Source organism: Azospirillum isscasi (genome assembly GCF_030849505.1).
Taxonomy (GTDB): domain Bacteria; phylum Pseudomonadota; class Alphaproteobacteria; order Azospirillales; family Azospirillaceae; genus Azospirillum; species Azospirillum isscasi.
Window position 1 is genome coordinate 1 of the sequence record NZ_JAUJFI010000153.1, and the last position, 13,783, is coordinate 13,783.

General features: G+C 69.1%; 18 protein-coding genes. 10 read left to right on the forward strand and 8 right to left on the reverse strand.

Annotated features, from left to right (window positions below; genetic code table 11):
* On the forward strand, positions 1–841 hold an 841-nt coding region (locus tag QSG27_RS22935), incomplete at its 5' end, for a glycosyltransferase (RefSeq protein WP_306710226.1).
* A gap of 3 nt (positions 842–844) precedes the next feature.
* Here QSG27_RS22935 and QSG27_RS22940 read toward each other — a convergent pair.
* The gene (locus tag QSG27_RS22940; protein ID WP_306710227.1) at positions 845–1,939 is read right to left on the reverse strand and encodes a GNAT family N-acetyltransferase; all 1,095 of its coding nucleotides are present in this window, start codon (positions 1,937–1,939) and stop codon (positions 845–847) included.
* A gap of 29 nt (positions 1,940–1,968) precedes the next feature.
* On the opposite strand from QSG27_RS22940, the gene QSG27_RS22945 reads away from it, so the two are divergent.
* Complete coding sequence (locus tag QSG27_RS22945) at positions 1,969–2,529, forward strand: GNAT family N-acetyltransferase (RefSeq protein WP_306710228.1); 561 nt, start codon at positions 1,969–1,971, stop codon at positions 2,527–2,529.
* A 119-nt stretch (positions 2,530–2,648) separates the two neighbouring features.
* Here QSG27_RS22945 and QSG27_RS22950 read toward each other — a convergent pair whose 3' ends face one another.
* Entirely contained in the window at positions 2,649–2,864 is a 216-nt protein-coding gene (locus QSG27_RS22950; protein WP_306710230.1) for a hypothetical protein, read from the reverse strand.
* Positions 2,865–3,245: 381 nt separating this feature from the next.
* Positions 3,246–3,500, reverse strand: a complete 255-nt coding sequence (locus tag QSG27_RS22955) for a hypothetical protein (RefSeq protein ID WP_306710232.1) — start codon at positions 3,498–3,500, stop codon at positions 3,246–3,248.
* Between the two features lie 183 nt (positions 3,501–3,683).
* Here QSG27_RS22955 and fumC point away from each other — a divergent pair, with 183 nt between their 5' ends.
* From fumC to QSG27_RS22975, 4 genes are all read left to right on the forward strand, one after another.
* On the forward strand, positions 3,684–5,084 hold the full coding sequence (gene fumC / locus QSG27_RS22960) for a class II fumarate hydratase (RefSeq protein ID WP_306710234.1): 1,401 nt from the start codon (positions 3,684–3,686) through the stop codon (positions 5,082–5,084).
* 19 nt (positions 5,085–5,103) lie between these two features.
* Positions 5,104–5,307 (forward strand): ribbon-helix-helix domain-containing protein, encoded by a 204-nt coding sequence (locus QSG27_RS22965; protein WP_306710236.1) that lies wholly within the window; start codon positions 5,104–5,106, stop codon positions 5,305–5,307.
* A 156-nt stretch (positions 5,308–5,463) separates the two neighbouring features.
* Positions 5,464–6,165 carry a DUF599 domain-containing protein gene (locus QSG27_RS22970; protein ID WP_306710238.1) on the forward strand — a complete coding sequence of 234 codons (702 nt, stop codon included), beginning with the start codon at positions 5,464–5,466 and terminating at the stop codon, positions 6,163–6,165.
* A gap of 142 nt (positions 6,166–6,307) precedes the next feature.
* Entirely contained in the window at positions 6,308–6,484 is a 177-nt protein-coding gene (locus QSG27_RS22975) for a hypothetical protein (protein WP_306710240.1), read from the forward strand.
* Between the two features lie 105 nt (positions 6,485–6,589).
* Here the strand turns inward: QSG27_RS22975 and QSG27_RS22980 are convergent, their stop codons facing one another.
* The 4 genes from QSG27_RS22980 to QSG27_RS22995 all read right to left on the reverse strand — a co-directional run bounded on the left by QSG27_RS22980 (position 6,590) and on the right by QSG27_RS22995 (position 10,512).
* The gene (locus tag QSG27_RS22980; RefSeq protein ID WP_306710242.1) at positions 6,590–8,305 is read right to left on the reverse strand and encodes a sensor domain-containing phosphodiesterase; all 1,716 of its coding nucleotides are present in this window, start codon (positions 8,303–8,305) and stop codon (positions 6,590–6,592) included.
* Between the two features lie 304 nt (positions 8,306–8,609).
* Complete coding sequence (locus tag QSG27_RS22985) at positions 8,610–9,692, reverse strand: 5-(carboxyamino)imidazole ribonucleotide synthase (RefSeq protein WP_306710244.1); 1,083 nt, start codon at positions 9,690–9,692, stop codon at positions 8,610–8,612.
* Between the two features lie 3 nt (positions 9,693–9,695).
* A complete protein-coding gene (gene purE, locus QSG27_RS22990; protein WP_306710256.1) occupies positions 9,696–10,163 on the reverse strand; it encodes a 5-(carboxyamino)imidazole ribonucleotide mutase in 468 nt (155 codons plus the stop codon).
* Positions 10,164–10,326: 163 nt separating this feature from the next.
* Positions 10,327–10,512, reverse strand: coding sequence for a YdcH family protein (locus tag QSG27_RS22995; protein ID WP_407653261.1), 186 nt, complete (start codon positions 10,510–10,512; stop codon positions 10,327–10,329).
* Between the two features lie 217 nt (positions 10,513–10,729).
* On the opposite strand from QSG27_RS22995, the gene QSG27_RS23000 reads away from it, so the two are divergent.
* The 3 genes from QSG27_RS23000 to QSG27_RS23010 are packed head-to-tail and all read left to right on the forward strand — an operon-like array spanning position 10,730 to position 12,895.
* Positions 10,730–11,815 (forward strand): ATP-dependent 6-phosphofructokinase, encoded by a 1,086-nt coding sequence (locus QSG27_RS23000; protein WP_306710247.1) that lies wholly within the window; start codon positions 10,730–10,732, stop codon positions 11,813–11,815.
* 35 nt (positions 11,816–11,850) lie between these two features.
* Positions 11,851–12,309 carry a TIGR02444 family protein gene (locus QSG27_RS23005; RefSeq protein ID WP_306710249.1) on the forward strand — a complete coding sequence of 153 codons (459 nt, stop codon included), beginning with the start codon at positions 11,851–11,853 and terminating at the stop codon, positions 12,307–12,309.
* 13 nt (positions 12,310–12,322) lie between these two features.
* Positions 12,323–12,895, forward strand: coding sequence for a GNAT family N-acetyltransferase (locus QSG27_RS23010; protein WP_306710251.1), 573 nt, complete (start codon positions 12,323–12,325; stop codon positions 12,893–12,895).
* Here the strand turns inward: QSG27_RS23010 and QSG27_RS23015 are convergent.
* Positions 12,879–13,286 (reverse strand): hypothetical protein, encoded by a 408-nt coding sequence (locus tag QSG27_RS23015; RefSeq protein WP_306710253.1) that lies wholly within the window; start codon positions 13,284–13,286, stop codon positions 12,879–12,881. The genes QSG27_RS23010 and QSG27_RS23015 overlap by 17 nt on opposite strands.
* A gap of 172 nt (positions 13,287–13,458) precedes the next feature.
* Between QSG27_RS23015 and QSG27_RS23020 the strand changes: the two genes are divergently transcribed.
* Positions 13,459–13,783 (forward strand): tetratricopeptide repeat protein (locus QSG27_RS23020; protein WP_306710255.1); only part of this gene is annotated, 325 nt, incomplete at its 3' end.

Sequence of the window (13,783 nt, forward strand, 5' to 3'; positions counted from 1 at the left end):
CCTGCGGCGCGTCGCCGCCGTGGTCGCCGGGGCGGTGGCGGATCACGCGCCGGATCTCGTCCACATCCATGTGCGGAACTTCGACGTGCTGCTGCCGCCGCAGGACGTGCCGGTCTTGGCGACGCTCTACGACCCGCTGGACCGCTACCGGCCCGAGGCCCTGGCGTCGCCGCGGGCGAACCTGCACCTTCAGCCGGTGTCCGCCGCGCAGGCGCGCGGGGCCGCGCCGGGGCTGGACCTGCTGCCGCCGCTGGAGATCGGGGTGGCGGTGGACCGCCTGCACATCCGCGTGCCCAAGCGCCGCTTCGCCGTCTGCCTGGGCGACATCGAGCCGGAGACGGGCTTCCACATCGCGCTGGACGCCGCGCGGCAGATCGACATGCAACTCCTCCTGTGCGGCGGCCTGTCCCGCGGCGCGGAGGAGCAGCGCTACCTCCAGGAGGAGATCCGGCCCCGGCTGGACCCCAAGCGCCGCTTCCTGGGGCGGATCGGCTTCGGGCGCAAGCGCTGGATGCTCGGGGCGGCGCGCTGCCTGCTGGCGCCCAGCCTGGTGTCGGAGCCGACCCCCGTCGCGGCGCTGGAGGCGCTGGCCTGCGGCACTCCGGTGGTGGCCTTCCCGACCGGTGCGCTGGCCGACCTCGTGGAGCCGGGGGTCACCGGTTTCCTGGTGAAGGACGCCGAGGAAATGGCCCGCGCCATCGAAGACTGCGAGACGCTGGACCCCGACGCCTGCCGCGCCGCCGTCCGCGCCCGCTATTCGCTGGACGGCATGACGGAGCGCTACCTGTCGCGGTTCGAGGAGCTGGTGTCCGGCACGGCCAAGGCGGCGGGGGTGGCGTAGCCCTCACTCCCCGTACAGCTTCGCCATCAGCACATGGTCGGTCAGCCGTCCGTCGATCAGGCTGTGGCGTCGGGCCACCGCCTCCTCTTGGAAGCCGTGCTTTTCGTAGAAGCGCCGGGCGCGGCTGTTGTGGCCGAAGACCCAGAGAGACAGCCGGTGCAGCCGCCGTGCCCGCATCCAGAGATCCGCGGCGGCGAGCAGGCGTCCGCCGATGCCCAGCGCCCAGAAATCCCGGCGCACGGCCAGCCCCAGCCCCGCCTCGTGGGCGGTGCGGGCGTAGGCGCCGGTCCACAGCGACAGCGACCCGGCGATGGCGCCGTCCGCGACGGCCAGCAGCGTGGCGGTGCGGTCGCCGATCCGCTGTTCGGCCAGAAAGCGCCGGGCCGCCGCCGCGTCCGGCAGTGATTCGGCGGCGGTGCGCATCAGGAAGTGGGTTTCGCTCCGCACCGCGCGGTCGTAGGCGAGGTAGGCGGCGGCGTCCGCGGGCAGGGCGGGGCGGATCTCCAGCCGCCCGATCCGCGCCGGGGGCGGGGGCTCGGGTGTCAGGGTGGGCCATTCCGGAACATCCTCCGCCCCGATGCCCTTGCCCATCAGCCGTTCGCTGCGCCACGCGCCGCCGACGCGCAGGGCGTCGCGCATCAGCCCCTCGTCGAGGAAGCCCAGCCGTTCATAGAGGGAGAGGGCGCGCGTGTTGCTCTCGGCCACGGTCAGTTCCAGCCGGTGCGCGCCGGTGCGCCGGGCCCAGCCCTCCGCCGCGGCGAACAGGCGGGTGGCGACGCCGCGTCCGTTCCAGTCGCGCCGCACCCCGACCGCCAGTGTCACCGCGCCGCGGTTGCGGCGGAACCGCCCGCCGCAGGCGCTGAGATAGCCGACCAGTTCCGTGGGTCCGTTCCCCGGGGTTTCCGCAACGAGGATCGTGGCGTTGCCGGACGCCTGGAAGGCGGCGAGGTCGCGCCCCCAGAAGGGCCGCTCGCCGGGTTCGCGCAGCAGGAAGTCGCTTTCCGCGTCGATCCGTGCGACCAGGGCCAGCAGGGCGCGGCGCTCGCTTGGCCGGGCTTCGCGGATGGAAAGGCTGCCGAGGGGGTTTGTGTCCCGCATGGAGCGCAGCCTAGGCGCGCCCGCGGCGGATGGCAAAGCGGTTGTTGCCGGGGGGCCGGCGCGGCTATCGTCGCGCCACGTTGAAACCCGGAGCCGACATGCCCATCGTGACCGTCCGCCCGGCCGCCGAGGCCGATTGCCCGACCATCCTCCGCTTCGTGCGGGAACTGGCCGAGTTCGAGAATGAACCCCACGCCGTGAAGGCGACCGAGGAGGATTTCCGGCGCGATGGCTGGGGTGAGCGCCCGGTGTTCGAGGCGCTGATCGCCGAGCTGGACGGGCGGCCCGTCGGCTTCGCGCTGTGCTTCCGCAACTATTCCACCTGGGAAGGGCGGGCCGGCATCTTCGTGGAGGATCTTTACGTCACCCCGGAGGCGCGGCGCTATGGCGTGGGCCGCAAGCTGCTGGCGACGGTGGCGAAACTGGCGGCGGAGCGGGGCTGCCGCCGTGTCGATCTGAATGTGCTGGACTGGAACCCGGCGCGCGACTTCTACCAGCGCATCGGCTTCAAACAAATGGAGGAGTGGCTTCCCTACCGCCTCACCGGCGATGCGATCGCCGCGCTCGCCGCACAGGCGGAGGAGGCTTGAGGGAGGGGAAGCGCCGTTCCGTTCGGCGTTCCGTTCGGGCGGGCTGTCGGTCGGGGCTGGTTGACGGCCCCGACCACATCGCCACCACGGTGTCCTGATGCTCCGGTGTCCGGGCGCTCTCAGGCGGCCTTCGCCAGCATCGCGGCGTTCAGCAGATCCAGATAGCCGGACCGCTCCTCGCGCAGGGTGGACAGCAGGTCGCAGAGGCTTTCGCGGACGAAGGGGTCGTTCTGGCCGTCGATCCGGTTTTGGGTGAGCTGGATGAATTCATCGACCAGAGCGATGTGAACGCGAGAGGAAGAGGTAATCTGTTCGGCGGCGGTGGCGATCAGCATTTTAAAACTCCGTTTGGTCTTGTGTGTTCGTGATGGCTCTATTTGGCCATCTGCCGGTTAACGACTTACTAACGGAGGCTTCGCCGGGTTGGTGTCTTGAGGGGTAATCCTGCGAACAGCAAATATAAGGGGGTTATACCCGTAAGGATTACCACTTTCCTTTGAGCGGCGCGGCGCGTTCCCTACGACCTTCAACCATTTCAAGGGGTTCCGGCAAAGGTCGTACCGATAGGACCGGCATAGGCGGGAGGGGGCGGAGTCACCATGGCGGCGCCCGCAAGCCTTACGCGGCGGCGGCGGGGCGTTAACGGGCCGCCCCCGCCGGGTGGAGTACATCCTTTGCATCGCCCGGAACGCCCCCAGAGCGCCGGACGCAGACCGTCACGCGGCGCGGGGGAGCCGCCGGGCGGCATGGTCCCTGCGGTCGGCGCGCTCCAGCGCGCGGGCGACCAGATCGTCGAACAGGCCGTTGACCAGAGCGGCCATGCGCACCGGCGTCCCGCCGGGCTGGGGCCCTTCCATCAGAAGCGAGCCCTCCTCGCCGGGGCCGACCACGCGCCAGCCCTTCGCCTTCATCTCGGCAACGCGCGTCTTGGAAATGAACGCACGAACGTGGTCCATGGCGAACTCGCTCATTCGATTCTCCCAGGGCTGGCCGGTCATGGTGGGACGGTAGCGTATGAACAGGAACAAAACAAGAACAAAATGAACGTGAGCCTCGCCCAAAGGGGTTCCCGCGCGGTTTCCCTCTTGCCCGGCGCGCGATTCGGGAAAAAATTCGCTGACCGGAACGACGTTCAAACCCGCGAGGACATGGCCATGACCGGCAAGACCGGGATGCGCACCGAGACCGACAGCTTCGGGCCGATCGAGGTTGCCGCCGACCGTTACTGGGGCGCCCAGACGCAGCGGTCGCTGCGCAACTTCCGCATCGGCGGGGAGCGCATGCCGCCGGCCCTGGTGCGCGCTCTCGGCATCCAGAAGAAGGCCGCCGCGCTGGCCAACATGGCGCTGGAGGTGCTCGACCCCCGGCTGGGCCGCGCCATCGTGGAGGCGGCGGAGGAGGTGATCGACGGCACGCTGGCCGACCATTTCCCGCTGGTGGTCTGGCAGACCGGCTCCGGCACCCAGACCAACATGAACGCGAACGAGGTCATCTCCAACCGCGCCATCGAGGCGCTGGGCGGCGCGATGGGGTCGAAGAAGCCCGTCCACCCCAACGACCACGTCAACATGGGGCAGTCGTCCAACGACAGCTTCCCCACCGCCATGCACATCGCCGCGGCGGAGCAGATCCACCACGAGCTTCTTCCGGCGCTGGAGCATCTGCACGCCGCCCTGGCCGGGAAGGCGCGGGACTTCCAGGACATCGTGAAGATCGGGCGCACCCATCTCCAGGACGCCACGCCGCTGACGCTGGGGCAGGAGTTCTCCGGCTACGCCGCGCAGATCGCCTATGGGATCGAGCGGGTGAAGGCGTCGCTGCCGCAGCTCTACCGGCTGGCCCAGGGCGGTACGGCGGTCGGCACCGGGCTGAACGCCAAGACCGGCTTCGCCGAAGCCTTCGCGGAGGAGGTGGCGGGCATCACCGGTCTGCCCTTCGTCACGGCGGACAACAAGTTCGAGGCGCTGGCCACCCACGACGCGCTGGTGGATGCGCACGGCAGCCTGAACACGCTGGCGGTGTCGCTGATGAAGATCGCCAACGACATCCGCCTGCTCGGTTCCGGCCCGCGCTGCGGCATCGGGGAGATTTCCCTGCCGGAGAACGAGCCCGGCTCCTCCATCATGCCCGGCAAGGTGAACCCCACCCAGTCGGAGGCGATGACCATGGTCTGCGCCCAGGTGATGGGCAACCAGACCACCGTCAGCATCGCCGGCGCCACCGGTCATTTCGAGCTGAACGTCTTCAAGCCGGTGATCGCCTACAACGTGCTTCAGTCCATCCGGCTGCTGGCCGACGCCTGCAACAGCTTCACCGACAACGCCGTCGTCGGGATCGAGGCGAACCGCGAGCGCATCGGCCAGTTGCTGAACGAGAGCCTGATGCTGGTCACCGCGCTGAATCCGCACATCGGCTACGACAACGCCGCGGCGATCGCCAAGAAGGCCCACAAGGAGGGGACGACCCTGAAACAGGCCGGCGTGGCGCTGGGCCTGCTGACCGAGGAGCAGTTCGATCAGTGGGTGAAGCCGGAAACCATGGTGAAGCCGCGGTGATCGGGGGTATGTAACCCCGATGAAGAAGCGCTCCGTCCTCATCGCCGGACACCCGACCAGCGTCTCCCTGGAAGAAGAATTCTGGGAGGCGCTGAAGGGCATCGCGCAGGCGCGGGGCGTGTCGGTCAACGCGCTGATCGAGGAGATCGATTCCACCCGCAGCGGCAACCTGTCGAGCGCCATCCGGGTCTATGTGCTGAGCGCCGTGCAGGGGCGGGGGTAGGGGGCTTTGTATCCCTCTCCCGGGGCGGGAGAGGGATTTCATGGCTTGCGGCCCCTCCTGGACACCTTCCTGGACAGGGGGCGGGGGGAAGGCTACACCCTTGCGCCGGATTGCCCCGTCCCCCTCGCGCCAGAGTGTCCGCCCGTGACGCCCGACATGACCATCCTCGACGCCGCCGCCTTCCTCTGGTTCCTGGTCTGCTGGGCGGGCTTCACGCTGATCCAGGACCACATGCTGAACGGGCGGATGGTGGTCAACCAGCATTTGAAGAAGGCGCGCCGCCATTGGATGGAGCGGATGCTGGAGCGCGACAACCGCATCATGGATTCGCAGCTCATCGGCCACACGATGCAGAGCTGCACCTTCTTCGCCAGCACGAACATGCTGGTGCTGGCCGGTCTGGTCGGCGCCTTCGGTGCGGTGGAGAACGCGCACAAGCTGGTCGGCACGCTGTCCTTCACGGTCCAGACCTCGCGCGAGTTCTTCGAGCTGAAGATGCTGCTGCTCGTCGCGATCTTCACCTTCGGCTTCTTCAAGTTCACCTGGGCGCTGCGCCAGTACAATTACTGCTGCGCCCTGATCGGCTCCGCCCCGCTGCCCCCGGTGCCGGCGGAGGAGAAGACGGCCATGGCGGAAAGCATCGCCGCCGCCATGACGTTGGCGGTCAAGGCGCTGAACGGCGGCATGCGCGCCTATTATTTCGCCATGGCGGCGCTGGCCTGGATGCTCGGCCCCTGGTTCTTCATGGTGTCCACCGCGGCGGTGATCATCGTCCTGGCGCGCCGGCAGGGTTTCTCCGACACGGAGAAGGTCATCCGCATCCAGGTGGACGCGCTGGAAAGGCGTGCGCGGCGTTGACGCACGTCTTTGGCGAAAAAGACGTTAAAATGTTCCCCATCTGCGACGTTATGGCTACTACGCTGGGGTGCAGATTGGTGCTTTTGTCCTAGCCACCGGTTGGACGCGTGCGCTGCAGCACGCTACGGTTTGGGGGTGAGCCATGGACATCGACACCGCGGTATCGGTCTTGAACACGCTGGACGAGGCGGAGCGGCTTCTGGCGGAGGTGCGCCTGCATCCGGGCGCCTGCGGTGCCGCCAAGGAATTCATGGACCGCAACCGCGAACTGCTCGATCAGGCGCGCCGCCGCATCGATTCGGCCCACGATCTGGTCTGATCCCGGGGGCCGTCCGGACCCTGCGGTCACGGCTGTTCAAAAGCCTGTTCAGGACCTTCCGATTCAAGATCCTCAGCGTTCCGGACGCGCGGCGTCTGCCGCGCGTCAGCTTTTCCAGAGGATCTTGCCGCCCTTGCCGCCCATCTTGGACCAGTCCTTCGCGAAATAGGCGAAGTCGCGGGACGGGCGGCTGTAGAGGTAGCCCTGCGCCAGCGGCACCCCCAGCTCGGTCAGAAGCTGCGCGTGCTCCGGCCCCTCCACCTGCTCCCCGATCAGCCCGAGTCCCAACTGGCGGCACACGTCCACCATGGAGCGCAGCATCGCCATGTCGCGCGCGTTGTGCACGGCGCCGCGGACGAAATGCCCGTCGATCTTGGCGAAGTCCGCCTGGATGCCGTAGAGCGACTGGAAGGAGGTCGATCCGGCCCCCACGTCGTCCAGGCAGATGCGGAAGCCGGCGGCGCGCAGCTTTTGCAGGACCTCGTTCAGCCGGGCGATGTCGGTGACGACGACCGTCTCCGTCACCTCGATCAGCAGCTTGCGGGCAAGGTCGCCGTAGGGCTCCGTCACCGCCAGGAACTGGCGCAGGAAGATCGGGCTCATCAGCGTCTTGGCGGACAGGTTGATCGCCACGTCCGGCAGGGTCGGTTCCTTGCGGTAGGCGTTCATGGTGTCCAGAACCGACTGCGTCAGCAGCAGGTCGAAGTCGTAGATCAGCCCGACATCCTCGGCGAAGGTGATGAAGTCCGCCGGGGACGGCATGCCCTCCACCCGCGTCAGCGCCTCCAGATGGTGGACGGCCTGGGTCTCGACATCGACGATGGGCTGGAAGACGACGAAGAAGTCGCGCTTCTCGATGGTCGCGCGCAGCCGCCCGATGCGGTCCACCGCGTCGGACAGCATGCGCTTGGCGCCGTCCTCCAGGCTGGAGATGGTGAACTCCCCGCCCTGGGCGGAGGCGAAGGCCTGCACCGTGTAGACCAGCGCGCGCGCCGCGTCGGCGGGGTCCAGCCGCTCGTCCGACACGTCCAGCGACCAGGTGCGGATGCCGCCGGGCAGCTCGCCGCCGGCGCTCTGGATGATCTGGGTGATGTGGCCCTGCACCTCCTGCCCGTCGATGTCGGAGGCGTGGACGACGCCGTAGCGGTCGGTGGCGAGCTGCCCCGCGCTGTCGCCGTTGGCGGAGATGGCCCGCAGATAGGCTTCGATCCCCTGCGTCACCTCGCCCGCCGCCCCTTCGGGCAGGGCTTCCACCATCGACTGGAGCCCGTCGATCAGCAGCAGGGTCAGGGCGTTGTCCAGCCCCTTCTCCCGCGCCTTGATGATGCGGTCCTCCAGGATGTGGCTGAAGGCGTTGCCGTCCAGAAGCTGCCCCGCCGCGGCCAGAGCCTCGTTCGTGTTGCGCGGGCCGGAGGCCAGAAGGACGGTCAGGAACAGCGACCCCGGGCAGGAGTCGAGCCGGCAGCCGCCCAGCAGAGCCGGAAAGCGGTTGCCGTCGCAGCCCTGGAAGACGACGCGCGCCGGTTTGATGCGGCCCTTGTCCTGGATGCGCTTGAACAGGACGTTGACGTATTTGCGGTCGTTGGGCGCCACGACGTCGAGCAGGCTGGTGCCGACCAGACCGCCCACGTCGCCTTCGGTCAGGCGGCAGCGCGCGCCCGCGCAGAACAGGATGGTGCCCCGCGAGTCCGTCTCGATCAGCAGATCCGCCGCGGCGAAGGCGAAGCCGACGAAGCGGTCACGCTCGCGGTGCGAGGGCCGTCGCACCTGCGCGTTGGTCTGCGGTACCGGGCGTCTGATCGAGTCATGCGCAAGCTGCATCGCCAATTAGCCCGGAATTGAAGAAAAGTTTATCGAATTGCGTCTTTTCACTACCTGAAGACTAGCCGGCTTCCCGCTCCGAAAAAAGCGGCAAGAATTATGCTGCAAATGCGAACGAAATACCGACTTATATAATTTTCAATGATTTAGGCGAAAAAGCGACAGGACCCGCGCCCGATTACCGCACCCGGAGACGATGAAAAGGGTGCGCTGCACCGTCCCGAAACGCGAAACGGCCCGGCGAACCTCTCTGAATCGGGTCCGCCGGGCCGCCCGCGGGACGGCTCGGATGATGGGGGAGGGGTCAGGTCCGGGGGAGCAGCCGCGTCACATGGCCCATCTTGCGGCCGGGGCGGGCTTCCGCCTTGCCGTAGAGGTGCAGGCGGGCGCCGGGTTCGGCCATCAGCTCCGGCCAGCGGTCCGCGTCGGCGCCGATCAGGTTCTCCATCTCCGCGTCGGCCACCCGCTCCACCGAGCCGAGCGGCAGGCCGCAGACGGCGCGGACGAGCTGCTCGAACTGGCAGGAATGGCAGGCGTCCATGGTCCAGTGGCCGGAATTGTGCGGGCGCGGGGCCATCTCGTTGACCAGCACGCCGCCGTCCGGCGTCACGAACATCTCCACCGCCAGCACGCCGACGAGGTCCAGCGCCTCGGCGATTCGGCGGGCGACCCGCTCGGCCTCCGCCGCCGTTTCCGCGGACATGCGGGCGGGGGCGAGGGTCTTGTCGAGGATGCCGTCCTTGTGCCGGTTCTCCACGGCGGGGTAGGCGGCCATGGTGCCGTCCAGCCCGCGGGCGACGATCACCGACACCTCGCAGGTGAAGGAGACGAAGCCCTCCACGATGCCGGCGTCGGAGCCGATGGCCGCCCAGGCGTCCGCCGGGTCGGTGCCCGGCTCGATGCGGGCCTGCCCCTTGCCGTCATAGCCGAGGCGGGTGGATTTCAGGATGCAGCGCGGCCCGATCTCCGCCACCACCCGCGCCACCTCCTCCGCGCTGCGGGCGGCGCGCCAGGGGGCGGTGCCGATGCCCAGCGCGTTGACGAAGGACTTTTCCTCCACCCGGTCCTGGGCGACCGACAGAACCTTGCCGCCGGGATGGACGGGGGTGAAGCGGCCCAGATGCTCGACCACGGCGACCGGGACGTTCTCCCACTCCAGCGTCACCACGTCCACGGAGCGGGCGAAGGTCTCCAGCGCGTCCAGGTCGTCCCAGCCGGCGGAGGTGACGGCCGCCGACACCTGGGCGCAGGGGCTGCCCTCCGATCCCGGCGCGTAGACGTGCGTCTTGTAGCCCAGGCGGGCGGCGGCGAGCGCGGTCATGCGGCCGAGCTGGCCGTCGCCCAGCATGCCGATGGTGGAACCGGGCGGAAGGATGCGGTGGGCCATGGCTCAGGCGGGCTCGTCCACGGGGGCTTCGGCGACGGCGGCGGTCTGGCGGGCGCGCCAGGCGTCCAGCGCCCCGGCGACCGCCGGGTCCATCAGGGCGATGACCGAACCGGCGAGCAGGGCGGCGTTGATGGCGCCGGCCTTGCCGATGGCCAGCGTGCCGACCGGAACGCCGCCGGGCATCTGGACGATCGACAGCAGGCTGTCCATGCCCTTTAGCGCGTGGCTTTCCACCGGGACGCCGAAGACGGGCAGGGGGGTCATCGAGGCGGCCATGCCCGGCAGGTGGGCGGCGCCGCCGGCCCCGGCGATGACCACCTTCAGGCCGCGGTCGCGGGCGGTGGTGGCGTACTCGACGAGGCGCTGCGGGGTGCGGTGGGCGGAGACGATCCAGACCTCGTGCGGGACGCCGAGCGCGGTCAGCGTCTCGGCGGCGTGCTTCATGGTGGTCCAGTCCGACTGGCTGCCCATGATGATGCCGACCAGCGGCTTGCGGTCGGTGGTGGCGGCGATGGATGCGGACACGGCGCGCGCTTTCCTCTAGGTCCGGAAAGCGGCGCATTATAGAAAGCGCGCAGGCGGAGTCCAGAGCGACGCGATGTGCCGGCCCGCCTTTTCCCCGCCGCCGCGGCGATCAGGCGATGATGTCGGGCAGCAGGCGGCTTTCCAGAACCGCGATCTGGTCCTTGAGCGCGAGTTTGCGCTTCTTCAGACGTTGCATCTGAAGCTGGTCGAACGGCGCACGTTCGTGCAGTCGGGCGATCACGTCGTCAAGGTCGCGATGCTCGCTGCGAAGCGTGGCCAGTTTGTCCTTCAGCATCTCTTGTTCGTTCATACGCGCGGGGCCCGCTGGCTGAGCGGCGGCGACTATACCAGATTTCCGGCGCAACGGCAGTGCGAAAGCTCGTGTTCATCGCAGGGTTATATTCCGGCTGCCGGAATGTAATATATTCGGGGTGCCAGAACGATTGCGGTGGAGCAACGTTCTGGTATGACTACCTTCCGCAGCAGTTCCAGACGACACGGGACACGCATCCATGACAGCAGCCAAGCGCATCGGCATTCTCACCAGCGGCGGCGACTGCGCCGGGCTGAACGCGGTCATCCGCGCGGTGGTCCACCGGGCCGTCCTGACCTACGGGTGGCAGGTCCTGGGCATCAAGGAGGGCACCCAGGGGCTGTTGCAGCGCCCGGTGCAGTATCAGGTGCTCGACCTGCCGCAGGTGGACGGCAACATGATGCGCATGGGCGGCACGATCCTCGGCACCACCAACCGCGGCGATCCCTTCGCCTACCCGATGGCGGACGGCACGCAGAAGGACCGGTCGGACGAGATCATCGGCGGCTACCGCGAACTGGGGCTGGACGCGCTGATCGGCATCGGCGGCGACGGCAGCTTCGCCATTCTGAAGAAGCTGGCCGACAAGGGCGGCTTCCAGATGGTCGGCATTCCCAAGACCATCGACAACGACCTGGGCCTGACCGAGGTGTCGGTCGGCTACGACACCGCTGTTGGCGTGGCGGTGGAGGCCCTGGACCGTCTCCAGCCGACCGCGGCCAGCCACGCCCGCGTCATGGTGCTGGAGGTGATGGGCCGCGACGCCGGCCACATCGCGCTGGCCGCGGGCATCGCCGGCGGCGCCGACGTGGTGCTGATCCCCGAGATTCCCTATTCCATCGAAAAGATCGCCCAGAAGATCAAGCAGGTGCGCGCCACCGGCCGCAACTTCGCCCTGGTCGTCGTGTCGGAGGCGGTGAAGACCGCGGACGGCACCGGCGTGCAGAAGCTGTTCCAGGGCGGGCAGAAGCGCTACGGCGGCATCGGCGACTACATCGGCGAGAAGATCGCCGAGGCGACCGGGGCCGAAACCCGCGTCACCGTTCTGGGCCACGTCCAGCGCGGCAGCATGCCCAGCCCGCGCGACCGGCTGGTCGCCTCGGCCTTCGGCGTGCACGCCGTGGATCTGATCGCGGAAGGCAAGTTCGACCGCATGGTCGCCTGGTCCGACCGCGGCGTCATCGACGTGCCGATCACCGAGGCCATCGCCAAATACGCCTGCGTGGAGCTGGACGGCGCCATGGTCAAGACCGCCCGCGGCCTGGGCATCAGCCTGGGCGACTGACCGGCGGCTTTCCGCAAGGGGAGGCAGGCACAGCCATGACGGGAAACCCGCTCTGGGCGTTTTCGCTCGCCGTCTACGGACGGCCCGGCGTGCCCGCCGCCTGCCTCGACCTCCAGGACCGGCTCGGCCAGGACGTCAACGTCCTGCTGTTCGCCGCCTGGGCGGGCATGGCCTGCAACGCCGACCTGCCGGCGGCGGAACTGGCGCGCATCGACTCCGCCGTCGCACCCTGGCGGGCGGAGGTGGTCCGCCCCCTGCGCGCCGTCCGCCGCCGGGTGAAGGGGGAGGACGACGCCCTCTACCAGCGCATGAAAGCCGCGGAGTTGGAGGCGGAGCGCGTCCAGCAGGACCGTCTCTTCGCCCTGTCCGGGTTGCGCCCCGCGCCGGGCGGCGGCGTTGCCGTGGCCGCGGCGAACCTGCACCGGCTGGTGCCGGAGGGGGATCCGGCGTTGACGGCGCTTCTGGCGGCGCTCGGCACGCCGCCCGAACCCTGACGGAACCGGTCCCGTGACGCCCGCCGTCCTGACCTCGCCCCGGCTGATCCTGCGCCCCTGGCGCGACGGGGACGGCGACGCCTTTCACGCGCTGTCGCAAAACCCCGCGGTGATGGAGCATCTGCTGCCGCTTCCCGACCGGGCGGCCTGCGACGCGGTGATCCAGCGCATCGGCGGGCATTTCGACCGGCACGGCTTCGGATTCTGGGCGGTGGAGCGGCCCGGTCACAGCCCCTTCATCGGCTTCGTCGGGTTGGCCCGCGTGACCTGGGAGGCACCTTTCGCCCCCGCCGTGGAGGTGGGCTGGCGGCTCGACCCGTCCCATTGGGGGCAGGGGCTGGCGACGGAGGCCGCCGGGCTGGCGCTCGCCTACGGCTTCGAAACCGCCGGGCTGGACGAGATCGTGGCCTTCACCGTGCCGGCGAACCGGCGGTCGCAGCGGGTCATGGAGCGGCTGGGCATGGAGCGCGACGCGGCGGGCGATTTCGACCACCCGCGGGTCCCCGACGGTCACCGTCTGAAGCGGCACGTCCTTTACAGGATCGGGCGCGGGCGCTGGCGGAGCGGGATCAGCGGACGAGAATGAGGCTGTTGCGGTCGCCGGTCTCGTCGGAAACCTGGAAAGGCTTGCCGACATAGAAGGCCTGGCAGCGCTTGCCGCCGACCAGGCGGGTCAGTCCGGCCTCCCATTCCTGGCCGCGCGGGCCGAGGATGCGCAGCTTCAACTGGTCGAGCAGCGGGAAGATCTGATAGCCCTCGACGTCCAGCGGCTCTCCCTTTGCGGAGAAGGCCTCCTGGTTCAGCGTCAGCGTCTTGCCGTTGAGGTCCAGCTTCACGTCCTGCGCCCACGGGCAGCCGTTGCCGCCGGCCCCGCCACCCTTCTCGTTGGCCGCCGCGGTGGACGGGTCCACGGTCAGGACCGCCGGGACCAGAGCGCAGGTCAGGGCAAGGGCGCAGACGCTCAAGGGGCTCTTCATGGCCGGGACACTCCCGTCACGCTGAATACTCCGGTATGTTCCGGCGAGATGATTGCAGCATATTTGTTGCAAAAGCGAAATGCAACGCGGAGCTTCTCGTGGGTGGGTTGCGGGATCGGCAGGTCTTGTGCCAGATCGGTTCCTTCAAGTCCCTCTCACTCGGGCACTTCCCATGGCGACGATCATCGAGGCCCTTCTGGCCGCCATCGACCATCACCAGTCGGGCCGTCTGGCCGAGGCGGCCACGCTCTATGGGCGGATTCTGGAAGCCGATCCGGAGCAGCCCGACGCCGCCCAGTTTCTGGGTGTGCTCCACGCGCAGACGGGCCGTCCGGCGGAGGGGGCGCGGCTGCTGCGCCGGGCGCTGGCGCTGCGTCCCGACTCGGCGGGCGCGCAGTCCAATCTGGCCGGCGCGCTCCAGACCATGGGGAACGCGGCGGGCGCGGAGGCCGGCTACGCCCGCGCCCTGCGGCTGGACCCGCTGCTGGCCGACGCCC